This is a genomic window from Elizabethkingia bruuniana, assembly GCF_002024805.1.
GTDB classification, from domain to species: Bacteria; Bacteroidota; Bacteroidia; order Flavobacteriales; family Weeksellaceae; genus Elizabethkingia; species Elizabethkingia bruuniana.
Genome location: NZ_CP014337.1, coordinates 3,861,992 through 3,884,551, shown reverse-complemented (window position 1 = coordinate 3,884,551; position 22,560 = coordinate 3,861,992). Strand labels below are relative to the sequence as shown.

Here is a 22,560-nt window from a genome sequence, read left to right as displayed (position 1 = left end):
GCCGGATATTATCCGGCTAATGTTTATTTATTAAAATCAATATCGTCTGTCTTATTGATCTTATCGTTAATATTTTCTTCTTTTTTCGCCGGTTGCCCATTGTTATCAGGGTTACCATTATTCGATGGCGGTCTTGGGCTTCTCACCTCATCAATCGTCTGAAGTCCTCCTTCATCTCCATAACCTCCGAGCCCTTTTAGTGAGTTACAACCGTCATATGTGGAAGGTTTCACGAATCTGTCTTCCTGAGTTATACCCAATGATTTATCCTTGTAAACTCGCTGCATAAAGTATCCCCATATTGGTAGTGCCATTCTCGCTCCCTGTCCCTCACCAGTACTATAGAAGTGGGTTGCACGGTCTTCCCAACCTACCCATACACCGGTTGCAAGCTTAGGAGTAATCCCCATAAACCAACCATCGGAGTTGTTATTGGTTGTACCTGTTTTAGCAGCTATTTCAGCATTAATTCCTAATCTCTTTAGTCCGGAAGATGCCGTACCATACTCAGCAACACCTTTCATCATGTCAATCATTGTATAAGCATACACTTCATTCATGACTTCTTTAGACTCAGGCTTCACTTCTTTTATTAAACGGCCGTTTGGATCTTCAATACGCCATACCATTTCTGGTTTGGTATAAGTTCCAAAGTTAGCAAAGGTACTGTATGCACCCAACATCTCGTAAATGGTAATATCCGAAGAACCAAGAGCAATTGTATTATTTTTTGGAATATCACTTTGTACACCAAGATCACGTGCTAACTGTATAACCTTGTCTACACCTGTACTTTCAATAAGACGTGCAGCAACGGCATTCTGAGAATGTGCAAGAGCATCACGAAGCGCAAGAGATCCTCCGCTTCTTCCTCCTCTTACATTCCATCCTCCTTTGCTATAATTGGCATTAGATACTACCGTACAAGGCGTATACCCCAGGTTCATAATCGCAGTAGCATAAACAAATGGCTTGAATGTAGATCCTACCTGACGTTTACCTTGTTTTACGTGGTCGTACTGATAGTGCTGCCAGTTGATTCCTCCTACCCAGGCTTTGATGTTTCCTGTAGCAGGCTCCATAGACATTAAACCAGCCTGTGCAATTTGTTTATGATAACGGATCGAGTCCCAAGGAGACATTTCCACATCCTCTTCTCCATCCCATGTAAACCTTGTTAACTTAGTCTTTTTATGAAAATCCAGCATAATAGAATCTTCAGACATTCCTTCAGCCTTCATTTGCTTATAACGTCCTGTTCTTTTTACAGCTGCCATCATCAAATCATTTGCAGTTTTCTTACTGATCAGATAGTATGGTCTGTTTGGATTTCGTGCCTGTTCAGCATCAAAGTTTTTCTGAAGAACAGTCAAGTGTTGCTTTATAGCCTCTTCAGCATACTTTTGCATTCTTGAATCAAGTGTTACATAGATCTTTAATCCATCACGAAAAAGATTCAGAGGTCTTCCTGTTTCTTTTTCATAATCTTTAAGATATCCGTCAATTTCTTTTCTAAGATAGAACTTGAAATAAGCCGAGTAGCCTTCATTAACACTCTTTACCGGATGAAAATCCGTAACGATCGGTGTATTAATAGCCTGGTTATAGGTATTATCATCGATATATCCCGTATCCAGCATTTGCTTTAATACAACATCTCTACGAAGCTTTGCTCTCTCCGGATTTTTCAGTGGATTATTTGCATTCGGAGCTTCCAGCATTGCCACAAACATTGCAGCTTCAGGTAAGGTTAGCTCATTTGTATGTTTATTGAAATAGATTCTTGAAGCCATTTCAATCCCGTTTGCATTGTAGGTAAAGTCGAATTTATTGAAATACAGCGTTATGATTTCTTCTTTCGTATACCTCTTCTCCAAGCTTACTGCTACAGACCATTCTTTTAGCTTCTGGAATACCCTTTGAAACTTATTTTTAGAAACATTTCTTGTAAAAAGAAGTTTCGCCAACTGCTGGGTAATGGTAGATCCTCCACCACGTCCACCACCAAAACGAACAGCTCTGAAAATCGATTTCATATCAATTCCTGAGTGCTCTTTAAATCGCTCATCTTCTTTTGCCTGAAGTGCAAAAATAAGGTGAGGCGGCAGGTCTTTGTATTTAATCGGAATAACTTTTTCTTTTTCAAATTTCCCTAATGAAACACCATCGGATGAAATAATCTCTGATGCAACATAGATGTCAGGATTTTCAAGCTCTTTAACATCAGGCATTTCCCCAAGAAATCCCTGAGAAACCATAAAGAAAAGTCCGGCAATCCCAACGACAAAAGCCGCAAGAGCTAACCATATAAACTTTATCCATCTCTTCACCCCTTTATCCGAAGTTTGCTTTTTCTTTTTAGGGGGCAGCGGAAATGACTGCTGCTTATTTTTAGTGTTATTTTCCATTTAATATATTATGGCTTAACCGTTTCTATTTTTATTCCTATGTCTTCCAATCCCGTTAATGGGCTCTTAAACATCAGGTGCTTTAGTTCTATTTTATATTTCCCGTTACCCGGAAATCTGTAATTCATCTTATAACGACCTAAGGTCTCTTTTGTTGCACCAAATCCTGTACCGGTCCATATACCGTTAGGTTCTGCAAACATATAATTCAGAATTTCAGTTGCTTTTCCTTTTTCATTAATCTTTGATACAGAGGCCTGTAAGCGTAGATTCATGTAAGGATATTCATTATTATTCCGGATAACAAATATAATATTTTTTGGATTCTGTGCATCCTGAATATCAAACTCGAAACGAGCCGGATATTTAGACACCCACTTACCATCAAGAGAGATTGTTCTAACTTGTTCATCAGGAGATACACAACCCGTTAGTACTCCTAAAAAAGCAATAACTACAAGAAATTTATACCCCTGCATCAGGCCTTGGTGGTCTCTTTTTATTTTTATGGAAATTCGCTTTACTTTTATTATTCGGCTTATTCGGTTTCTTTTCTCCCTGAGGAGCAGTTTTAGCTGTATTTTCAGCTTCTTGCTTCTGTCTAGGTTTAGAAACTTGCTCTGCTTCCGATTTTGGCTGCGGCGGTCTGTTTTCCTGTTTATTGTTATTATTAGGTTTCTGCCCCTTTTGTCTGTTGCGGTTGTTTTTACTTTTCCTTTCAAAACGATCCACATTATTCTCCTGAATAAGATCTACAGTCTGCAAAGGTTTATCGTCTACCTTATAATCTTCTAAAGGTGGAATCTTTTCGCCTCTCTTATTCATACCGATAAACTTCTTCACAATCTGGATATCCAAATCGTACCAGCTCATAGAATTTTCTACATAAGCAAACCACATTTTTCTTTTGAAAACGTCAATTTTTATACAGAAAGCCCTTCCTTTTTCGGTATCTAAAACAGTCGATGAAGACGGGAAATCGCTAAGAGCATCTACATAACTATCCAACTCATAATTAAGACAACATTTCAATTTACCACACTGACCTGCCAATTTCTGTGGATTAATACTTAGCTGCTGGTATCTTGCAGCCTGTGTATTTACAGAACGGAAGTCTGTTAACCATGTGGAGCAGCATAATTCGCGTCCACAAGAACCTATACCTCCTACTTTAGCAGCTTCCTGGCGATAACCAATCTGTTTCATATCAATCTTAGTACGGAAAGCAACAGCATACTCCTTGATAAGCTGTCTAAAGTCTACTCTTCCTTCCGCAGTATAATAGAATGTTATTTTTGCGCCATCTCCCTGATATTCGATATCCGTAATCTTCATTTCAAGATTGAGATTTCGTGCAATTTTTCTTGCCTCCAGCTTAATAGCATCCTCCTTTCTGCGAGCTTCCTGCCAGATTTCGACATCTTTAGCTGAAGCAACTCGGTATACTTTTAAGGCCTGATCTTCTGAGGTCTTTTTCTTTTTCATTTGGATTTTCACCAGTTCTCCGGTGAGGCTCACTACACCTATATCATGTCCGGGACTTGATTCTACTGTGACAACACTACCTATATGAAGCGGCAGCTTATTTACATTATGATAAAAAGCTTTACGGTCATTCTTAAACCTAACTTCTACATAATGACATTGATTCGATGTAGGCTGAGCTACATTGGATAACCAGTCAAAAACGCTTAATTTATAACTATTCCCGCAGGTATCTACATTTTCACAGCCATTCGAGGAGATTTTCGGCCCACACGAATGGGAAGAATCGCCGGATGTCTTACATCCACAACTCATATTTTCTATTTATATTAATTACTGCAAATTTATAATATTTTTTTGATGCTTTTTTTATTTTATATTTTTCACAACTAGGCATATTTTAATAACATTTTCTCAAATAATAAAACCTATTATTAAAAATATAAAAACAGTACAATTTCTGAATACTCCGCTAATTTAACAAATACAAAAATTAAACAAAAAAACAAAGACTCCTAAACGCTCCTAATATAGTATATTTGTAGCTAAATAGTATTTTAAACATAGTTTTTCTTCCGATAAAACCTTAAATATTAACGAAGAATTAACAATTGTAAATAAAATAATTTTATATTTGAGAAAATTAATTATTCCAGTAATTATGAAAAAAGTTTTTTTATCTGTAGCACTAGCAGCAAGTATGGCAACATATGCAGGTGGTTTCAGGCTATCCTTACAAGGGGTTAAGCAACTTGCAATGGCTCATACCAGTGCTCACACAGAAGATGCCAGTGTAGCATTCTTCAACCCGGCAGGTATTTCATTTATCCCTTCTAAGCTTAGCGTTGCAGCTGGGGGCTTTGGGGTAAAAACATCAATGACATTTCAGAATCCTTCAACATTACAATCTTACAAAACAGACAATCCTATAAGTACTCCGATCTATGCGGCAGTAACTTATAAGGTTTTAGAGAATGTTTCTGTTGGTTTCAGTTTCACAACACCATATGGCAGCCACTTGGTTTGGGATAAGAACTGGGAAGGCAGAGAGGTTGTCCAGGAACTAAATCTAAGATCTTTCTTCTTCCAGCCTATGATCTCTGTGAAATTAGCACCATGGATGTCTGTGGGGGTTAGCTATATCCACGCAACAGGAAAACTGGACTGGACAAAAACAGCAACACTTGTTAATGGTGAAGCAAATCTGAAAGATGAAAAAGCAAAAGGAAACGGATTTGGATTAGGTTTCTATTTCCGTCCGGACGAAAAATTAGACATTTCTGTTGCATACCGTTCTGCAGTAGATATGAAAGCAGACAACGGTACTGTACAGCTTAGCAACGTATCACCAGCATTATATCCTGCATTAGGATTAAACAGCACCGGAGCAGATTCTTTCAAAGCAATGTTACCATTAGTTGACGAATATACAATTGGTTTAACTTATAAGGTAACTCCAAGATGGTCAGTGTCAGGAGACTTCAACTATTACGGATGGGATCGTTACAGCAAGCTGAACATCAACTTTGCTAACGCTAAATTAGGAAACGACCCAAGCGACATGAGAGTTTATTCAGCTCCTAAAAACTTCAAAAACACGAAATCTTACAGAGTAGGTACACAATACTGGTTTACTGATATGATTGCCGGAAGACTTGGATATTACTATGATGAGTCTCCTTACAATGATAACCAGTTTAGCCCGGAAACTCCTTCCATGAATAACAATGTATTAACAGGAGGTATCGGACTTAAGTTTGGAAAGCTTGGAGTAGATTTAGCAGCCAGCTACAACTTCTACAAGAGCAGAACTGTTAGCAATGACTTTTACAACATGAGCGGACAGATAAAAGGAAGTGCTTTTATCTTCGGACTTGGTCTTTCATATAATGCATTTTAATATTGAATAACATGAAAAAATATATTTTAACATCATTATCCGTTGCTTCATTTCTTGCTTTATCGAGCTGTAAAACAGACTTCGATCAAAATGTATCAAGTATAAAGCCTACCAACGGTGATGCTGACTTCAGTAATTATATCTCTTTAGGAAACTCTTTGACTTCCGGATATAGAGATAACGCTCTTTACCTTGACGGGCAGAAAGAGTCTTATCCTTCCATAATCGCAGCCCAGATGAAGCTTGCAGGTGGAGGTGAATTCAAACAACCATTAATGCCAAATAATACTGGTGGTTTTTCTAACCTTCCAGGTTTCTCAGGAAAATTAGAATTGAAAGTTGTTGACGGAGCACTAACTCCTGTACCTTCAGATCCAGGAGCAGCATTAGATAATGTAGCAGCCGGAAGACCTTACAATAATATGGGTGTACCAGGAGCAAAAGTTGCACATTTACTTGCTCCGGGATATGGTAATCCGGGTGGTCTCGCTGCTAAAACTGCAAATCCGTATTTTGTGAGATTTGCATCTAGTGCTACAACTTCTGTTATTGCAGACTTCATTTCTCAGAAACCAACATTCTTCTCATTATGGATCGGGAATAACGATGCTCTATTATACGCTCTGGCAGGAGCTGATGATACGAAAGAAACATTGACTCCTCCGGATATGTTTAAAACCTATTACAATGCTCTTGTTGCTCAGATTGCCAGCACAAAAGCAAAAGGTGTTATTGCAAATATCCCGGATGTTACAACAATTCCGTCTTTAACAACTGTACCTTATAATCCGCTTACAGCTGCTTCATTAGGTAAAGGAGATGTTACCGTTGGTAATGCAACCATTGATCAGTTAAACGCTAGTCTTTACGGACCTTTAAATCAGATATTAACAGCTTTTGGAGCAGGAGACAGAATTAAACCTCTATCCAAAACTGCAGCAAATCCTTTATTAATTCAGGATGAAAGTTTACCTAACTTGGGTGCACAGATTACAGCAGCAGCTCTCGCTAGCGGAAATCCAACGTTAGCAGCACTGGCTCCATATTTAGGAGCAACATACGGGCAGGCTAGACAGGCTGCTCCGGGAGACTTAGTTCCATTGACTACTAGAAGTGCTATCGGAGCGCAGGTTACATTACCTCCTGGAATTCCTGCAGCATTAGGAGCTAATGGTGTTGCTTATCCTTTCGCTGACAATTATGTATTAACTGTTAAAGAAGTTACAACTATAAATGCAGCAATTGCAAGCTATAACACAACTATTCAGGCAGCAGCTACTGCCAATGGTTATGCCTTCGTAGATGCTAACGCAAAAATGAAAGAATTGAGCTCTCAGTCAGGAATTCAGTACAATGGCGTAAAATATACTGCAACATTTGTTACAGGTGGAGCTTTCTCTCTTGATGGTGTACATTTAACAGGCCGTGGTTATGCAGTTATTGCAAATGAGTTTATTAAGGCAATTAATAAAACTTACAGATCTACTCTAACACAGGTTAATCCTAACGATTACTCTGGTGTTAAATTCCCGTAAATCAAATATTTAAATATTAATTATAAAAACCACTCGAGCAATTGGGTGGTTTTTTTTAAATTTGCACCAAATAAAAAGTAAAGATGATTGAGAGTCAACCAACCTACCTTTTCTCTACAAGAACTAGTAAAGAACTGGCAGAGAAAATTGCTACCCACTATGGCCAGAATCTTGGAGCCATTAATATCTTAAATTTTAGCGATGGCGAATTTGAGCCTATATTAGAACAGTCTGTAAGAGGCGGAAGGGTATTCTTAATTGGATCAACATTTCCTCCGGCAGACAATTTATTAGAGCTTCTTCTAATGATTGATGCTGCAAAGAGAGCTTCTGCAAAAAACATTACTGTTGTTATCCCTTACTATGGATTGGCAAGACAAGACAGAAAAGATAAGCCAAGAGCTCCGATAGGTGCTAAATTAGTGGCCAATCTTTTAACAGCAGCTGGTGCTACAAGAATCATGACAATGGATCTACATGCAGATCAGATTCAGGGATTCTTCGAAATTCCGGTAGACCATTTGTATGCTTCTACAATTTTCATAGACTACATTCAGTCTTTAAATATCGAAAACCTTACTATTGCATCTCCGGATATGGGAGGAGCTAAAAGAGCTAAAAACTATGCTGGCCACCTTGGTGCAGAAGTAGTAATTGCCTATAAGGAAAGAAAAAAGGCAAATGTTGTAGAAGAAATGTTCCTTATTGGTGATGTAAAAGACAGAAACGTTGTTCTTATAGACGATATGATCGATACAGCGGGAACTCTTTGCAAAGCAGCCGATATCCTTATGGAAAAGGGTGCTAAAACTGTAAGAGCAATGGCTACACACGGTGTACTTTCCGGAAAGGCATACGAAAACATCGAAAAATCTCAACTTTTAGAAGTAATCGTTACAGATACAATTCCTGTAAACACTGAATTATCCTCTAAAATAAAGGTATTATCGTGTGCTCCGTTATTTGCAGATGTTATGAGAAGTGTTCACGAACATCAATCTATTAGTGATAAATTTATTATTTAAAAAATAATTAATATCTTTGCACTCGAAAAATTTTAAACATTTTAAAATTCATTTATAATGAAATCTATTACAATTCAAGGTACAAAAAGAGAAAGCGTGGGCAAAAAGTCTACAAAAGCTTTACGTGATGCTGAATTAGTTCCTTGTGTTGTTTATGGAGGTACTGAAATTTTAAACTTCTCTACTGAAGAGAAAAGTTTTAAAGCTTTAGTTTACACTCCTGAAGCACACACGGTATCTATTGAGGTTGATGGTCAGGTAATCCCAGCTGTTCTTCAGGACATTCAGTTCCACCCAATTACTGACAAAATTTTACATGTTGACTTCTACCAATTATCAGAAGATAAGCCTGTAATTATGGAAGTTCCTGTAAGAATTACAGGACGTGCAAAAGGTGTTGTTAGAGGTGGTGTTTTACGTCAGTCTTTCAGAAAACTGAAAATTAAAGCTCTTCCAGCTAACTTACCAGATGAAGTTGTTGTTGATGTTACTAAACTAAACATCGGTAACAAAATTTATGTTGGTGATATCAAAACTGACGTTTATGCATTCATGCACCCAGACAACGCAGTTATTGCAGCTGTTAAGATGTCTAGAAATGCAATGAAAGCAGGAGCTGCTGCTGATGATGACGAAGAAGAAGAAACTGTATCTCCAGATGTTCCGACAACTGAAGAAAAATCTTTCGAAGGATAAGATCCCCAGAATATTTAAAAATAAAATCCCGCGTTATGCGGGATTTTTCATTTAGAACCTTATTTAAAAAATATTTGAAGAATAATTTTTTCTCTTAATTATAAACTCAGTGGTATACCTGCATAGAAATTCAGTAATTTCTGACTAAACAGATAATTGTACTTTGCCTGTGCTACAGACCCCTGAGCATTCGCATAGTTATTACGGGCAATATTCAGGTCATAAATTGTAGTTTTCCCTGCATCATAACTTTTCTGAGCAAAATCCAAAGCTAACCCCGTACTCTTTTCTGCTTCCTGTGCAGCCAAATACTTTTCATAATTAGCATTAACATCAAATGCAGCCTTTTGTACATTTTCTTTTACTGCTTGTTTCTGCTGAGCCAATGAGTTTTTCGCAATCTCTTCATTAATTTTAGCCTGCTCTACCTGTACTTTTGTATTTCCCTGATTAAAAATCGGAATATTAGCAGAAAGACCTAACTGTTGAGAAAAGTTGTCTTTATACTGTTTAAACAATGGTGGTGCAGTATACTGATTCTGATTCAGCGACGTATAATAGTTAGTTCCTATACCCGCATTTCCTGTTATTGTCGGCCAATAAGAGGCTTTTGTTATCAAAGTCTGGGTTTCAGAAGATTTTATTCTTGATTCTGCCGCTTTAATCTGAGGCTGAGTTTCGTATGCTTTGTTCAAAACACTATCATCAGATACCAAAGGAGCAGTTAAGCCATCTATTCTATGGTCTTCTACATCAAAAGTTTTATAATCTGCCAGTTGTAATAACTGTGCCAGATTAAACAAAGCTCTCTCAGTTTCGATACGGGCATTACTAAGATTTTGCTTTTCTCTTGCTAATGCAGCTTCAGCTTCGTACTGGACAGTCAATGGAGTTGTCCCTACATCTGTTGTCATCTTCGCTTTATCAAAAGCCTTCTGGGCATTGTTTACAGCACTCTCATTAATCTTTATAATTTCTTTATTCAGTAAAACCGAAAGATATTGCTGAGCAATCTGTAGTGAAACATCATTTTTTACCGTTTCCAGATCATAAATGCTTGCTTCTATATCATAGTTAGCTTTACGTACCTGCTTTTCAAGCCTGCCATTATTATAGATAAGGATATTAGCCCCTAGTCCGATAGAGTTATTGTAGTTATCGGTACGGTTAACAATACCTGTATTTGTTATGTTCTGCCCAAAGTTGGCATTATTGGATATAGACCCTCCCAGCGTAGGCAAAGAAGAATTTTTAGCCATTGAAAGGTTTTTATCCTGAATCTGTTTATTGTACTGATTCTGTATGACTTTCAGATTATTTTTCATTGCATATTCTACGCATTCCTGCAAGGTCCATTTTTTTTGGGCGCTTGCTGAAAAATAAAGTCCAACGCATAACAATAAACAACAGATTTTCTTCATAGTCTTGTTTTACTTCAATTAGACGTATAAAATATTGGTTTGTTACAATAACTTCTGAAAATTATTTTCCTACCTCATTTTCCATTATAATCAAGGCTTCCGTAAGGCTTTTAGGCCTATATCCTAATCGTTCTTTTGCACGAGAAAGATCAAATCCTGTTCTCACTGGTCTGTTTTTATCCTGCCCTATATCTTCTGATGAAATAGCTGTAATTAAACTCTCGTCTAAATGGTAAAACTGTGCAATTTTTCTGGCAAATTCTTCTATGCTGTATTCTTCCTCTCCACTAATGTTAAAGATTCCTCTAGCTTTCTTTTCTACTACCTGGCGACAGGCTACGGCAAGATCGTTAATAAACGTAGGCATCCTCCAATGGTTATTAACGACTTTAATTTCATTTCCTTCAGATAACATTTTCCTTACCCATAAAACAAAATTCCCTCTGGCCGGGTCGTCTGAATTTCCATACACCAGAATAGTTCTTAGTATGGCATAGTCGCATCCGGCCTCTTCCAACTTCTCTTCAGATAAAGCTTTAGTCCTTCCATATTCATTCACCGGACATTTCTTATCATCTTCTTTGTAGGGTCCATTCTGTCCATCAAACACAAAATCTGTTGATAATTGTATGACAAGACTCTTATGCTTTTTAGCCTGTTCTGCAATATTCACTACTGCATCAACATTAATAGCATAGGCAAAATCTTTATCTTTTTCACAGCCCTCTACATTTGTTACAGCTCCTGCATTGATTACAAAAGAAGGTTTGTATTCATTAAAAATATTATTTACCTCTTCTTTATCAGCAATATTCAATTTTCTGAAGGTTGTATTCTCTGGTAAATCTGAAATTTTGTTCTCACTAAGAGATGTTGCTATAACTTTATAATGCAGCCCCGAAAATTCTTTTATCAGGCGCCTTCCTAAAAAACCGTTACTGCCTGTAATAAGAATTATCTGAAGATTATCATTTTTACCATTCATTTTTATTATATTTATTGATACGAAGCTAAAAAAGATATTTTAATATTTTACTAAATTAGCGCAATGTTTATTAAGGAATATATTTCTAAAGACTATCCCGCCTTTCATCTATCAGATTCTCTGGAAGAAGTTAAGGCTATTGTGCGGGACTTTGGCTACTCCCATATTTTTGTAAAAAAGAATAGTGTATTTCTTGGAAATATAAGTACCGAACTTATAGAAGAAAGTGAAGCCAAGCATCTTAATGAACTAAGTCATCATCTGGAAAGATTTGCGATGCTGGAAGACAGCACTTCTCTGGACAGCATCAGACTTCTGCATACATTCAACGCGAATGTTGTTCCGATTATCAATCAGAATGAAAAGTATTTAGGTTACATTTCCTGCGAAGATGTCTTTGCGGACTTCTCTAAATATCCTTTGTTTTCAGAAAACGGAGCTGTTTTAATTGTCGAGACTGCTACCCGGAATTACTCCATGACCGAGATTGCTAAAATTGTAGAAAGCAATAACGGAAAATTTTACGGAGCCTTCATCTATCACATGACAGAAGAAACTATCCAGATAGCACTGAAAATAAGCAGCGAGAACCTGAGCTCTATTGATGAAACATTTGACCGGTACAACTATATTGTGGTTCACAAATTTTACCACAATGAAAAAGATGACTTATTAAAAGATCGTTTTGGTTTTTTACAAAAATATATGGAATTTTGATTTATGAAGGCAGCTATATACACACAAAAGAGAGATCTGGACACATTTCTATATCTGAGCAGGTTTATCTCTGAACTCAACAAACGAAATGTTACTGCTGTACTTCATAAGGACACTGCTGAAGGATTACAGTTTTCCAAGGTTTTTCCTATTTTTTCAAACAAAGAAGATCTTAAAGATCAGGAGATTGATTATTTTTTTAGTTTCGGTGGGGACGGTACCATTCTGAATGCATTAATTTTTGTTCAGGATTTGGGCATTCCTGTAGTCGGGGTCAATACCGGAAGATTAGGATTTCTGGCAAGCTTTACCAAAGAAGAAGTTTTTGATAATATAGATAAAGTTCTGAATAAGGAACTTATCATTACTCAAAGATCAGTCATTAGAGTAAACGGAGTGAATATAGATTTTCCGTACGCATTGAATGATGTCACTATTTCCAGAAAAGAAACAACCTCCATGATTACGGTTAATTCTTATATCAATGATGAGTTTCTGAATGTTTTCTGGGGAGATGGACTTATTATTTCTACTCCGACAGGATCTACTGCTTATTCATTGAGTTGCGGCGGACCTATTATCTCTCCTGAGAATGATAATTTTGCCATTACACCCATTGCACCACACAACCTTAATGTAAGACCGCTGATATTAAAAGACGATGTAAAAATCCGTCTGAAAGTAGAAAGCCGTGTACCACAGTATTCTCTTTCTCTGGATTCCAGATTATACCACATCGATACTTTAGAAGAAATTTCTCTTGAAAAAGCGCCATTCACACTATCTTTAGTGCAGCCTGATGATATCAGCTTTTTCGAAACAATAAGACAAAAACTACTTTGGGGGAACGATAAAAGAAATTAACCTGAATTTCTTATCTTTACCAAATAAAATTTCAAATAACCTACATCAAATAAAAAAATAAGAAAATGAGCAAAATGTTTCCAGCTGGCGTGGCCACAGGTTCAATGGTTACTGACATTTTTCAGTATGCAAAAGAAAACAAATTTGCCTTACCGGCAGTAAATGTTATCGGTTCCAGCAACATCAATGCAACAATGGAAACAGCCGCTAAACTTAACGCACCAGTTATTATCCAGTTCTCTAATGGTGGAGCAATCTACAATGCAGGAAAAGGATTATCTAATGAGGGACAAAGAGCTGCAATACTTGGAGCTATTGCCGGAGCACAACATATACACACATTAGCAGAAGCTTATGGAGCAACTGTTATTTTACACACTGACCATTGTGCAAAAAAATTACTTCCTTGGATCGACGGACTTTTAGATGCTAGTGAAGCATTCTATAAGCAAAACGGAAAATCTCTATATTCTTCTCACATGCTTGACCTTTCTGAAGAGCCCTTAGAAGAGAATCTGGAAATCAGCGCGAAATATTTCGAAAGAATGGCAAAAATGCAGATGACTTTGGAAGTAGAAATCGGTGTAACAGGAGGTGAAGAAGATGGTGTAGACAACTCTGGTGTAGACAACTCATTGCTATATACTCAGCCGGAAGATGTAGCTTACACATATGAAAAGCTAAAAGCAATTTCTGATAACTTTACTATTGCAGCAGCTTTTGGTAATGTTCACGGAGTATACAAGCCAGGTAACGTAAAACTTACACCAAAAATTTTAGATAATTCTCAGAAATATGTTCAGGAGAAATTCGGAACAGCGGATAAACCAATAAACTTTGTATTCCACGGAGGTTCAGGTTCAACACTTGAAGAAATTCGTGAAGCAATTGGTTATGGTGTTATCAAAATGAATATTGATACTGACCTTCAGTTTGCTTATGCAGAAGGAATCAGAGACTATATGAATGAAAAAATAGAATATCTGAGACATCAGATTGGTAATCCGGAAGGAGCAGATGTACCAAACAAGAAGTTCTACGACCCAAGAGTATGGGTTAGAAAAGGAGAGGAAACATTCTCTAAACGTCTTGTTCAAGCTTTCGAGGATCTAAATAATATTGATACCCTTAAATAATAAATCAACAGAAACAGAGTTAAAATTTTAGCTCTGTTTCTTCTCTTAAATAAATTAGAAAATGGCTTTTGACTGGTTTAAAAGAAAGAAACAAAACATCAACACACCAACGGAGCAGAAGAAAGATTCTCCGAAAGGATTGTGGCACCAAACACCAACAGGAAAAATTATTGAGCATGAAGAGCTGAAGAACAATAACTTCGTTTCTCCTGAGGATGGATTCCACGTGAGAATTGGAAGCAGAGAGTACTTCGATATGCTTTTCGATGGCAACAAGTTTAAAGAATTAGATGCTAATGTAGAAAGTGTAGATATTCTTAATTTTAAAGATACTAAAGCTTATACTGACAGACTAAAAGAAGTAAAAGGCAAGACAAAATTAACGGATTCTGTACGTAATGCTGTTGGTAAAGTAAACGGATTGGAACTTGTAGTTTCCTGTATGGATTTCTCTTTTATCGGAGGTTCATTAGGCTCTGTGATGGGAGAAAAAATTAGCCGTGCTATCGACTATGCAATGAAGCATAAATTACCATTTATGATTATTTGCCAGTCAGGTGGAGCAAGAATGCAGGAAGCGGCTTATTCACTAATGCAGTTAGCAAAAGTTCAGGCTAAATTGGCTCAGCTTTCAGACAAAGGCTTACCATATGTAGCTTATTTAACAGACCCTACTTTTGGTGGTATTACAGCTTCTTTTGCAATGACTGCTGATATCATTATGGCTGAACCTGGTGCACTTATCGGTTTTGCTGGTCCTAGAGTTATCAGAGAGACTATCGGTAAAGATCTTCCTGAAGGTTTCCAGACATCTGAATTCCTTTTAGAAAAAGGTTTTGTAGATTTTATCGTAAGAAGAAACGAAATTAAAGATACGGTATCCAGATCAATGAGGCTACTGATGAATGTTAACGCTTAAAACACAAGTTAATGAAAACCCTAAAAGTTTTTATTAATACTTTTAGACAATTAACATTTAAAAAATTTATAAGGTTGCTTAAACTCTCTTTAAGCAACCCTATTTTTTCTATATTGTCCTTTGTCGCAACTGTTCGGGCATATCTTATTGCAAAAAAATATTTCCCGAGAACCAATAGTACAGATGGTAAAGGAAATGCCTTCAGACATGCTTTATGGTGTTGTCTGATTCTGATGTATTGCTGTAAGGTATCTTCACCCCAAAAGTGTATCCGTTGGTGCAAAAGAGTCACAGATTTTCATGAAGAGCTTTTTCCCAATGAGCCCTTACAAACCAAGATGGACCTGCACAACAACGCAATAGGAATTCAGTTTTTTGAAAGCCTGTTACCTGGAATACACCGTCAATTTTTCGAAACTTCATTTTTTATCAACGGGCTTATCGAAAAAACACGCCATGCTGTATTTATTTCCAGTATGGATGAAGATGCTGGAGATCAGTTAATGTATATTCAGTTATAGTATTCCGGCACCTTATACTTAGTTTGTAAGTGCGAAACTTCCGTATTTGTATCTGGCAACAGGATCTGTTTTTTCTGCATAAATGATTTTATACCCACTATCCAAAACTATCGGTAAATACATTGCATTGAAATACAGAATTAATATTTTTCTGGGGTTTCTTATAAGAGACAATTCAATATTGTACAAAACAACCTTTAAGACAGGTGGTGCAAAAGGATTAAAAAAATAGAATACATTTACATCATCAGGAATTGCATATTTTGTGGCATCACAGTTATAAACGGCATAATCTATTTCTTTCTTTCCTATAAATTTTCTGATATTTTTCCGGCATTCTTCAGCCAATAAGGGAGATAATTCTACACCAATATATCTTTTAAAATTATAGCGTGTAGCCAATAAAATAGCAGCTCCTTTCCCACATCCAATATCTATAAAGGTACTCTCCTTCCAGTCCCAATCAATTCCTTTCAGCATTCTGTTGAATGAATAATGCATAATAGGTTCATACTTATAGGCATACATATTGGGCAAGTTAAGCTCATCCGGAGTAAATACTTTGGATAACTTTATCCCATATTTTAAGAAATAACCATAGCGGGAATACATAAACTTATAACTGTTAACAACTCCTCTTTCTTTAATCAGAAAAATTGTTCTTTTGATAATATATGGTATACTTCTCATTGTATATTGTGTGAAATGGTTTTAATGCAGATAAACAGCTATTATACAATCAAATATAAGTTTTTCAGCACTTATGATTGATTATTTAACAAAATTTTTATCATAACCTTACTGTACTTGCGAATAAGAAGCAGAATCAATATATTTTGATATTACGTAATAAATATTTAATTTTACACGTAAACCAAATTGTAATGAATACTAAATTAACGTTAAATTTAGATAAAAATATTATCGAAAGTGCCAAAGATTATGCAAAAAGCAACCATACCAGTCTTTCAAAACTGATCGAAAATTATCTAAATTCTTTAACAACAAAGGAAGAAATAGAAAGGAAAGTAAGTCCGCTGGTGCAAAGCCTAACGGGTTTAATCCCATATGAATCTGAAGAAGATTACAAAAGAAACTATTCTGAATATCTAAGCAAAAAATATTTATAATGGAAAATATTTTTGTAGATACTAATATTGTTATCGACTTACTTCAGAAGCGCCCGGAGTACTATGAAGAAGCTCAGGAATTATTTACACTTGCTGATAAAAAAGAATTAAAACTTCATATATCAGCTCTAACAATAGCCAATACTTATTATCTTTTGTCAAGGCACTACAATATTAATGATACAAGAAAGATTATTTCACAATTTAAGGTATTAGTGAATATTCTTGCTGTCGATGATAAAATAATAGAATTGTCTTTATCATCTGATTTCCGGGATTTTGAAGACGGAATACAATACTATACAGCTATTGAAAATAACATGAGTCATATTATCACAAGAAACAAAAAAGATTTTAAGTCTTCTATATTGCCTATACTAACAGCAAAAGAATATTTAAAACTCTAAATTGTATCGTAATAAGAATTCATCAAAAAGACAAAGAACAGAATTACAAATTTCTTACATTTACTAAAATTTAGCATAAATGGCTTTAAGCAGAATCTGGAGTGCTTTCATTATCGTTGCAATTGCCGTTGCAAGTATTAAATACCTCAGCTCTAATGATTATAAATCGGTCTACAATGACATGATTGTAGGAAAAAGCGGAGATACTATACAAATCGGAAAGAAAAATCTGTCACAATTTTCACCGATAATCCGGGATTCAATTGCTAAAAACCCGAATTATCAGGAGAGCAGAATTCACTATAGCAAGAAAGAAGGCAGTGAAGACGTTAAGATATACCGGATTCAAGCCTCAGACGGGGTAATTAGCACCAGTAAAACTGCTGTTGATATTTGTATTGGGTTGATCGGTATCATGACCTTATTCATGGGTTTTATGAGCATTGCCGAAAAAGCAGGAGGTATCAATTTCCTTAGCCGCTTAATACAACCTTTTTTCTCAAAATTATTCCCGGAAATCCCGAAAGGACACCCCTCTTTTGGTCATATGATGCTAAACTTTAGTGCTAACCTTCTGGGATTAGATAATGCAGCGACACCTTTTGGTCTAAAAGCCATGGAAAGCCTGCAATCCCTAAATCCAAATAAGGACAAAGCCAGCAATGCACAAATCATGTTTTTGTGCTTACATGCCAGCGGATTAACCTTAATTCCCGTTAGTATTATTGCTATCCGGGCTTCTATGAAGTCTGCAACGCCTACAGATATCTTTCTGCCATGTATGATTGCAACCTTTTTTGCAACAATGGCTGCAATGATCATAGTTTCTTTTAAACAAAAGATTAACCTGTTACAGCCAGTTGTTTTGGCTTATTTAGGTGGTATTTCTGCTATTATAGCGCTATTGGTAATGTTTCTTGTTCGCCTGAACAAGGAAGAGCTGGATGACTTTAGTAAGCTTCTGAGCAATGGTATTATTCTGTTAATCTTCTTACTTATTGTATTAGGCGGTATTTATAAAAAGATCAATATTTTCGACGCTTTTATAGAAGGCGCAAAAGAAGGTTTCTATACCTGTGTAAAGATTATCCCTTACTTAGTAGGAATTCTTATCGCCATCTCTTTACTTAGAACCAGCGGTGTTTTTGATATTATTATCGACGGAATGAAATATCTGGCAAACCTTTCACATCTAGATACGAGATTTGTAGACGGACTTCCGACAGCATTGATCAAGCCTTTAAGCGGCTCCGGAGCACGTGGTATGATGGTAGATACCATGCAGACTTTTGGACCCGACAGTTTTCAGGGAAGACTTTCTGCTATATTACAGGGGAGCTCTGATACTACATTTTATGTAATCGCTGTATATTTTGGAGCTGTTTCTATTCGTGATACACGCTATACAGTAGGTGCAATGCTTTTAGCAGACTTAGTAGGCGTTATTACCTCTATTTTATTAGCTTATATGTTTTTTGGATAAATTAAAAATATGATTCAGGATAAAGATTTTACAATACGATTAATCAGACAGCTTTCTCAGGCTTTGGAAAAGCTGCTTTTAGGAAAACCAGAAGAGAGCCTGATGCAGAAAGAACTGGATTTTGATTCTCTTATGAGGGATATTTTCAAAATGAATTTCCAGGATGTATCTTCCAAAACTTTGGAAGAACTGATTCAACTGGTTGAGGAAAGAGAACCAAAAGATCACCCCGATTATTACGAAATGCTGGGAAATCTTTTTTATTTCCATTACCAACAGGAAAATAACGCTGAATATGGAGAGAAAGCAAAAGCTATGTATCAGAAATACCTGCAAACCAGCGGAATCTTCGCTATGCCTGTTATCAACAGAATAAACAGTATTCAATAGCAATATTTCTCAGATTTATTTAGAAAAACAACATAAAAAAACTCCCTGAAATTCAGGGAGTTTTTATTTTATTTAGCTTTCTTCTGGTTTGCTTTTTCAATAATCTTTTCCAGAATTCTTAATGTAATCAGATATGTCGGTTTTACACCTGTAAGACCCAATCCGCCTGAAGATAGTGTACTACCTGTTTCCAGTGGATTATCCGATGCATAATAAGCATAGATTACAAACAAATCTTCTTCAATGTGATTTCTGATTTTAGATGCAATCTGAATTGCTTTCTGATAATGTGCACCCTCCATTTCAAGTCCTACAGCTTTCCATGAAGTCGTCATAAAGTAAGAAAGGATATCTTTATTCTGAAGTGAAGTTCCCAAAACGGTAATCATGCTTCCTTCGAATGCCTTCAGCTCATTGTCTGTAAAGTCATCTTTGCTCAATGCATTTTTGAAAACATAGTTATCTGCTGTTCCTTCAAAAATATGAGATGTAGGAATCATAATATCTCCTTTACCTCCGGTAAGAATACCAGCTTTACCCATTACAGAAACAGATTTCACATTCATTTTGAATGTAATGCTGTTTGTTTCAAACGGACGAAGCAATTCATCCATTACTTCAAAAGCCTGCTCTCCAAAAGCATAATCAAAGACCATAATAACATCGTCTCCGGAATACTTATAGTGTCCTAGCGGGCTATTTTTAAGATCTGTTTTTGCCAGATCAATGATCTGAACATCGATATTACTTCCACTGTTATCATCAATATAGATAACGCTTTTATTCTGAGCATAATCTGATATCTTATCTCTAAGCTCTTTTGTATTACTTATCTTCTGATACAGAAGGTAATCTACTTCTTTTGTAACTTTTTTGTTGAGTGCATCATTTGCAAAAAGCATATTCTGTACACTGTGCATATTGGCACTTATAATATGTAAAGGTCTTTCGTGAAGGTTATTTTCTACCAAGACTGTCTTTACATTATTCGCCCATTTCTCACCAAAGAAGTGATGCCCTACACGCTCCTGAAGAATTGAACTGAAATAAATTTCACGCTCTCTGCTTTCCTTCCAGTCTTCAAGACTTATCTGGCCTAACCAGTAAATAATCTTGAATAAACGATCTGGGTTGTCATCATCACCAAAGTTATTATAAGCTTCTAAAGTTTCATCAAATGGTCTTCCCAGCAATGCTGAAAGATGAACCAATGCCACTTCTTTTTCCTTTCTGGAAAACTTTTTTTCTCCTAATGCAACCTCTTCAATAATTTTCCAAACACGTTTAGGACGCCCGCCTTCATTCATATCGAAGCCAATATCACGTATTTTATCCGCTTCAAGATATAAGAATGTAAGGTGAGTTAGAATATCATAGATTTCTGATCTTCCCAAAAGAACTTCAATATTCATTTGGTGTTCATCTATACGATAACAATTTCTTCGACGTTTTTTAGGAACTATAGGGTCAAAGCTTCCTTTTTCGAAGCCTTCATCTGAAGTTAAATGAATAAAAGCACATTCTTCTATTCCTTCCGGAAGTCTGTCCAAAACATATAAAAGACCATTAAGCTCTACTTTGTTGGGATTCCCCATACTACCGTAGATCTCTGGTTGAATGATCATTAAAAGTTTTCGTAATGCTTCGCCGGAAATACCTCCAGGTTTGAAAAACCCTCTGTAGAATAAGTGTCGCATGGAAACATAGATACGCTCGATAGCCTCTGTCGTTTCTCTCGCTCTTGAATTTACCATACTATTTCTTTTAGCAAATATAGGAGATATTCTCATTCCGTGAAAGTTTTCTATCCTCTGCCCCACGTAAAAAAGCCTTTATTAAATAAAATTAATGATGCTTAAAGATCTCTTAAAACTATTTTACAACAAGGCAAATAACCCAGTATTTTTTCAGCCAAATAAAAAAGCCCTTACAGAATACTGTAAGGGCTTTATACTTATATCGTTAAGATTAGATTTTACTCAAAAGATTTCTGAAGTTAACCTTATCATCAATAATTCTTCTCAGTTCAGAAACCGGAACTCTTTCCTGTTGCATTGTATCTCTGTCTCTAAGTGTTACAGTATGATCATTTAACGAATCATGATCAATTGTAATACAGAATGGCGTTCCTATAGCATCTTGTCTTCTGTAACGTTTACCAATAGCATCCTTTTCCTCATAATAAACATTGAAATCATATTTCAAATCATCAAATACTTTCTCTGCATATTCAGCAAGACCGTCTTTCTTCATTAATGGTAATACCGCTACTTTAAATGGTGCTAAAGCTGGAGGAAGAGAAAGAACAGTTCTTTCAGATCCGTCTTCAAGCACTTCATCTTTCAGACAGTGAGAAAGGATAGAAAGGAATAATCTGTCCAAACCTACAGAAGTTTCCACTACGTATGGTACATAGCTTTCATTTCTTTCCGGGTCAAAATATTGTAGTTTTTTACCCGAGAACTTCTCGTGTGCAGAAAGGTCAAAATCAGTTCTACTGTGAATACCTTCCAATTCTTTGAATCCAAATGGGAATTTAAATTCTATATCAGCCGCAGCATTTGCATAGTGCGCTAATTTTTCATGATCGTGGAATTTGTAGTTCTCTTCACCAAGACCTAAAGCCAGGTGCCATTTCAAACGCGTTTGTTTCCATTTTTCATAATACTCTAGCTCTGTTCCAGGAGGTACAAAAAACTGCATTTCCATTTGTTCGAACTCACGCATTCTGAAGATAAATTGTCTGGCTACAATTTCGTTACGGAATGCTTTACCAATCTGGGCAATACCGAAAGGTAGCTTATGGCGGGAAGTTTTCTGAACGTTCAGGTAGTTTACAAAAATACCTTGTGCTGTTTCCGGGCGAAGGTAAAGATCCATTGCTGTTTCTGTCGTAGCACCTAGCTTAGTACCAAACATCAGGTTAAATTGTCTTACTTCTGTCCAGTTTTTAGAACCTGTATCCGGATCTGCAATTTCCAATTCTTCAATCAGAGATTTCACATCTGCCAGATCTTCATTTTCAAGAGATTTTGCCAAACGAGACAGAATAGTTTTCTGCTTCTCTCTGTACTCTATTACTCTTGGGTTTGTAGCTTCAAACTGAGCTTTATCAAAAGCTTCGCCAAAACGTTTTGCCGCTTTATCAATCTCTTTCTGAGCTTTATCTTCTAGTTTTGCGCAATAGTCTTCTACCAGAACATCTGCACGGAAACGTTTTTTAGAGTCTTTATTATCAATTAACGGATCATTGAAAGCGTCCACGTGTCCGGAAGCTTTCCAGATTGTAGGGTGCATAAAGATTGCTGAATCGATTCCCACAATGTTTTCGTTCAGTTGTACCATTGCTTTCCACCAATATTGTTTGATATTGTTTTTCAGCTCAGCACCATTCTGTCCGTAGTCATAGATTGCAGAAAGTCCGTCATAAATTTCACTTGACGGAAATATAAAACCATACTCTTTCGCGTGAGAAATCACCTTCTTGAAAACGTCTTCCTGTTTAGCCATAATATTATTTAAAGTGCAAAAATAAGTT

At 36.3% G+C, this 22,560-nt stretch carries 21 protein-coding genes; 13 read left to right on the top strand and 8 right to left on the bottom strand.

Annotated elements, in window-relative coordinates:
- Positions 1-23 precede the first annotated feature (23 nt).
- From AYC65_RS18225 to AYC65_RS18215, 3 genes are read right to left on the bottom strand one after another with little or no spacing between them, the layout of a single operon-like run.
- A complete protein-coding gene (locus AYC65_RS18225) occupies positions 24-2,408 on the bottom strand; it encodes a penicillin-binding protein 1A (RefSeq protein WP_034871795.1) in 2,385 nt (794 codons plus the stop codon).
- Positions 2,409-2,416: 8 nt separating this feature from the next.
- Positions 2,417-2,887, bottom strand: coding sequence for a gliding motility lipoprotein GldH (locus AYC65_RS18220; RefSeq protein ID WP_034871796.1), 471 nt, complete (start codon positions 2,885-2,887; stop codon positions 2,417-2,419).
- Positions 2,874-4,208 (bottom strand): PSP1 domain-containing protein, encoded by a 1,335-nt coding sequence (locus AYC65_RS18215; RefSeq protein WP_034871797.1) that lies wholly within the window; start codon positions 4,206-4,208, stop codon positions 2,874-2,876. The genes AYC65_RS18220 and AYC65_RS18215 overlap by 14 nt, the downstream gene beginning before the upstream one ends.
- A gap of 346 nt (positions 4,209-4,554) precedes the next feature.
- Between AYC65_RS18215 and AYC65_RS18210 the strand changes: the two genes are divergently transcribed.
- The 4 genes from AYC65_RS18210 (at position 4,555) to AYC65_RS18195 (ending at position 9,049) form a co-directional block, all read left to right on the top strand.
- On the top strand, positions 4,555-5,793 hold the full coding sequence (locus AYC65_RS18210) for an OmpP1/FadL family transporter (protein ID WP_034871798.1): 1,239 nt from the start codon (positions 4,555-4,557) through the stop codon (positions 5,791-5,793).
- 11 nt (positions 5,794-5,804) lie between these two features.
- Positions 5,805-7,328 (top strand): SGNH/GDSL hydrolase family protein, encoded by a 1,524-nt coding sequence (locus AYC65_RS18205; RefSeq protein ID WP_034871799.1) that lies wholly within the window; start codon positions 5,805-5,807, stop codon positions 7,326-7,328.
- Between the two features lie 83 nt (positions 7,329-7,411).
- Positions 7,412-8,353, top strand: a complete 942-nt coding sequence (locus AYC65_RS18200; protein ID WP_034871800.1) for a ribose-phosphate pyrophosphokinase — start codon at positions 7,412-7,414, stop codon at positions 8,351-8,353.
- A gap of 57 nt (positions 8,354-8,410) precedes the next feature.
- The gene (locus tag AYC65_RS18195) at positions 8,411-9,049 is read left to right on the top strand and encodes a 50S ribosomal protein L25/general stress protein Ctc (RefSeq protein ID WP_034871801.1); all 639 of its coding nucleotides are present in this window, start codon (positions 8,411-8,413) and stop codon (positions 9,047-9,049) included.
- A 98-nt stretch (positions 9,050-9,147) separates the two neighbouring features.
- Here AYC65_RS18195 and AYC65_RS18190 read toward each other — a convergent pair whose 3' ends face one another.
- Both AYC65_RS18190 and AYC65_RS18185 read right to left on the bottom strand, forming a co-directional pair.
- Positions 9,148-10,470, bottom strand: a complete 1,323-nt coding sequence (locus AYC65_RS18190) for a TolC family protein (RefSeq protein WP_034871802.1) — start codon at positions 10,468-10,470, stop codon at positions 9,148-9,150.
- 61 nt (positions 10,471-10,531) lie between these two features.
- Positions 10,532-11,455 (bottom strand): SDR family oxidoreductase, encoded by a 924-nt coding sequence (locus tag AYC65_RS18185; RefSeq protein ID WP_034871803.1) that lies wholly within the window; start codon positions 11,453-11,455, stop codon positions 10,532-10,534.
- A gap of 63 nt (positions 11,456-11,518) precedes the next feature.
- Between AYC65_RS18185 and AYC65_RS18180 the strand changes: the two genes are divergently transcribed.
- The 5 genes from AYC65_RS18180 to AYC65_RS18160 all read left to right on the top strand — a co-directional run bounded on the left by AYC65_RS18180 (position 11,519) and on the right by AYC65_RS18160 (position 15,612).
- Positions 11,519-12,172, top strand: coding sequence for a CBS domain-containing protein (locus AYC65_RS18180; protein ID WP_034871804.1), 654 nt, complete (start codon positions 11,519-11,521; stop codon positions 12,170-12,172).
- A gap of 3 nt (positions 12,173-12,175) precedes the next feature.
- Entirely contained in the window at positions 12,176-13,036 is an 861-nt protein-coding gene (locus tag AYC65_RS18175; protein ID WP_034871805.1) for an NAD kinase, read from the top strand.
- Between the two features lie 65 nt (positions 13,037-13,101).
- On the top strand, positions 13,102-14,172 hold the full coding sequence (fbaA, locus tag AYC65_RS18170) for a class II fructose-bisphosphate aldolase (RefSeq protein ID WP_034871806.1): 1,071 nt from the start codon (positions 13,102-13,104) through the stop codon (positions 14,170-14,172).
- Positions 14,173-14,233: 61 nt separating this feature from the next.
- Positions 14,234-15,091: an acetyl-CoA carboxylase, carboxyltransferase subunit beta gene (accD, locus tag AYC65_RS18165; RefSeq protein WP_034871807.1), complete on the top strand. Its 858-nt coding sequence runs from the start codon at positions 14,234-14,236 to the stop codon at positions 15,089-15,091.
- 11 nt (positions 15,092-15,102) lie between these two features.
- Positions 15,103-15,612, top strand: coding sequence for a DUF6973 domain-containing protein (locus tag AYC65_RS18160; protein ID WP_034871808.1), 510 nt, complete (start codon positions 15,103-15,105; stop codon positions 15,610-15,612).
- Positions 15,613-15,630: 18 nt separating this feature from the next.
- On the opposite strand, the gene AYC65_RS18155 is transcribed toward AYC65_RS18160, so the two are convergent.
- Positions 15,631-16,302, bottom strand: a complete 672-nt coding sequence (locus tag AYC65_RS18155) for a methyltransferase domain-containing protein (protein WP_034871809.1) — start codon at positions 16,300-16,302, stop codon at positions 15,631-15,633.
- A 194-nt stretch (positions 16,303-16,496) separates the two neighbouring features.
- Here AYC65_RS18155 and AYC65_RS18150 point away from each other — a divergent pair, with 194 nt between their 5' ends.
- From AYC65_RS18150 to AYC65_RS18135, 4 genes are all read left to right on the top strand, one after another.
- Complete coding sequence (locus AYC65_RS18150; RefSeq protein ID WP_034871810.1) at positions 16,497-16,742, top strand: DUF6364 family protein; 246 nt, start codon at positions 16,497-16,499, stop codon at positions 16,740-16,742.
- Positions 16,742-17,149 (top strand): type II toxin-antitoxin system VapC family toxin, encoded by a 408-nt coding sequence (locus tag AYC65_RS18145; protein ID WP_034871811.1) that lies wholly within the window; start codon positions 16,742-16,744, stop codon positions 17,147-17,149. The genes AYC65_RS18150 and AYC65_RS18145 overlap by 1 nt, the downstream gene beginning before the upstream one ends.
- 79 nt (positions 17,150-17,228) lie before the next feature.
- Positions 17,229-18,632, top strand: coding sequence for a nucleoside recognition domain-containing protein (locus tag AYC65_RS18140; protein ID WP_034871812.1), 1,404 nt, complete (start codon positions 17,229-17,231; stop codon positions 18,630-18,632).
- 9 nt (positions 18,633-18,641) lie between these two features.
- The gene (locus tag AYC65_RS18135; protein ID WP_034871813.1) at positions 18,642-19,022 is read left to right on the top strand and encodes a hypothetical protein; all 381 of its coding nucleotides are present in this window, start codon (positions 18,642-18,644) and stop codon (positions 19,020-19,022) included.
- Between the two features lie 68 nt (positions 19,023-19,090).
- On the opposite strand, the gene AYC65_RS18130 is transcribed toward AYC65_RS18135, so the two are convergent.
- Both AYC65_RS18130 and AYC65_RS18125 read right to left on the bottom strand, forming a co-directional pair.
- The gene (locus AYC65_RS18130; RefSeq protein ID WP_034871814.1) at positions 19,091-20,776 is read right to left on the bottom strand and encodes a DUF6909 family protein; all 1,686 of its coding nucleotides are present in this window, start codon (positions 20,774-20,776) and stop codon (positions 19,091-19,093) included.
- A gap of 214 nt (positions 20,777-20,990) precedes the next feature.
- Positions 20,991-22,532: a glycine--tRNA ligase gene (locus tag AYC65_RS18125; RefSeq protein ID WP_034871815.1), complete on the bottom strand. Its 1,542-nt coding sequence runs from the start codon at positions 22,530-22,532 to the stop codon at positions 20,991-20,993.
- Between the last annotated feature and the right edge of the window lie 28 nt (positions 22,533-22,560).

Excerpts from the sequence above, each read along its gene's own strand:
- accD (WP_034871807.1), top strand. The coding sequence starts at position 14,234 with ATGGCTTTTGACTGGTTTAAAAGAAAGAAACAAAACATCAACACACCA.
- AYC65_RS18160 (WP_034871808.1), top strand. The coding sequence starts at position 15,103 with ATGAAAACCCTAAAAGTTTTTATTAATACTTTTAGACAATTAACATTT.
- AYC65_RS18155 (WP_034871809.1), bottom strand. The coding sequence starts at position 16,302 with ATGAGAAGTATACCATATATTATCAAAAGAACAATTTTTCTGATTAAA.
- AYC65_RS18140 (WP_034871812.1), top strand. The coding sequence starts at position 17,229 with ATGGCTTTAAGCAGAATCTGGAGTGCTTTCATTATCGTTGCAATTGCC.
- AYC65_RS18205 (WP_034871799.1), top strand. The coding sequence starts at position 5,805 with ATGAAAAAATATATTTTAACATCATTATCCGTTGCTTCATTTCTTGCT.
- AYC65_RS18145 (WP_034871811.1), top strand. The coding sequence starts at position 16,742 with ATGGAAAATATTTTTGTAGATACTAATATTGTTATCGACTTACTTCAG.
- fbaA (WP_034871806.1), top strand. The coding sequence starts at position 13,102 with ATGAGCAAAATGTTTCCAGCTGGCGTGGCCACAGGTTCAATGGTTACT.
- AYC65_RS18200 (WP_034871800.1), top strand. The coding sequence starts at position 7,412 with ATGATTGAGAGTCAACCAACCTACCTTTTCTCTACAAGAACTAGTAAA.
- AYC65_RS18130 (WP_034871814.1), bottom strand. The coding sequence starts at position 20,776 with ATGGTAAATTCAAGAGCGAGAGAAACGACAGAGGCTATCGAGCGTATC.
- AYC65_RS18215 (WP_034871797.1), bottom strand. The coding sequence starts at position 4,208 with ATGAGTTGTGGATGTAAGACATCCGGCGATTCTTCCCATTCGTGTGGG.
- AYC65_RS18220 (WP_034871796.1), bottom strand. The coding sequence starts at position 2,887 with ATGCAGGGGTATAAATTTCTTGTAGTTATTGCTTTTTTAGGAGTACTA.
- AYC65_RS18195 (WP_034871801.1), top strand. The coding sequence starts at position 8,411 with ATGAAATCTATTACAATTCAAGGTACAAAAAGAGAAAGCGTGGGCAAA.
- AYC65_RS18210 (WP_034871798.1), top strand. The coding sequence starts at position 4,555 with ATGAAAAAAGTTTTTTTATCTGTAGCACTAGCAGCAAGTATGGCAACA.
- AYC65_RS18190 (WP_034871802.1), bottom strand. The coding sequence starts at position 10,470 with ATGAAGAAAATCTGTTGTTTATTGTTATGCGTTGGACTTTATTTTTCA.
- AYC65_RS18135 (WP_034871813.1), top strand. The coding sequence starts at position 18,642 with ATGATTCAGGATAAAGATTTTACAATACGATTAATCAGACAGCTTTCT.
- AYC65_RS18150 (WP_034871810.1), top strand. The coding sequence starts at position 16,497 with ATGAATACTAAATTAACGTTAAATTTAGATAAAAATATTATCGAAAGT.
- AYC65_RS18185 (WP_034871803.1), bottom strand. The coding sequence starts at position 11,455 with ATGAATGGTAAAAATGATAATCTTCAGATAATTCTTATTACAGGCAGT.
- AYC65_RS18180 (WP_034871804.1), top strand. The coding sequence starts at position 11,519 with ATGTTTATTAAGGAATATATTTCTAAAGACTATCCCGCCTTTCATCTA.
- AYC65_RS18225 (WP_034871795.1), bottom strand. The coding sequence starts at position 2,408 with ATGGAAAATAACACTAAAAATAAGCAGCAGTCATTTCCGCTGCCCCCT.
- AYC65_RS18175 (WP_034871805.1), top strand. The coding sequence starts at position 12,176 with ATGAAGGCAGCTATATACACACAAAAGAGAGATCTGGACACATTTCTA.
- AYC65_RS18125 (WP_034871815.1), bottom strand. The coding sequence starts at position 22,532 with ATGGCTAAACAGGAAGACGTTTTCAAGAAGGTGATTTCTCACGCGAAA.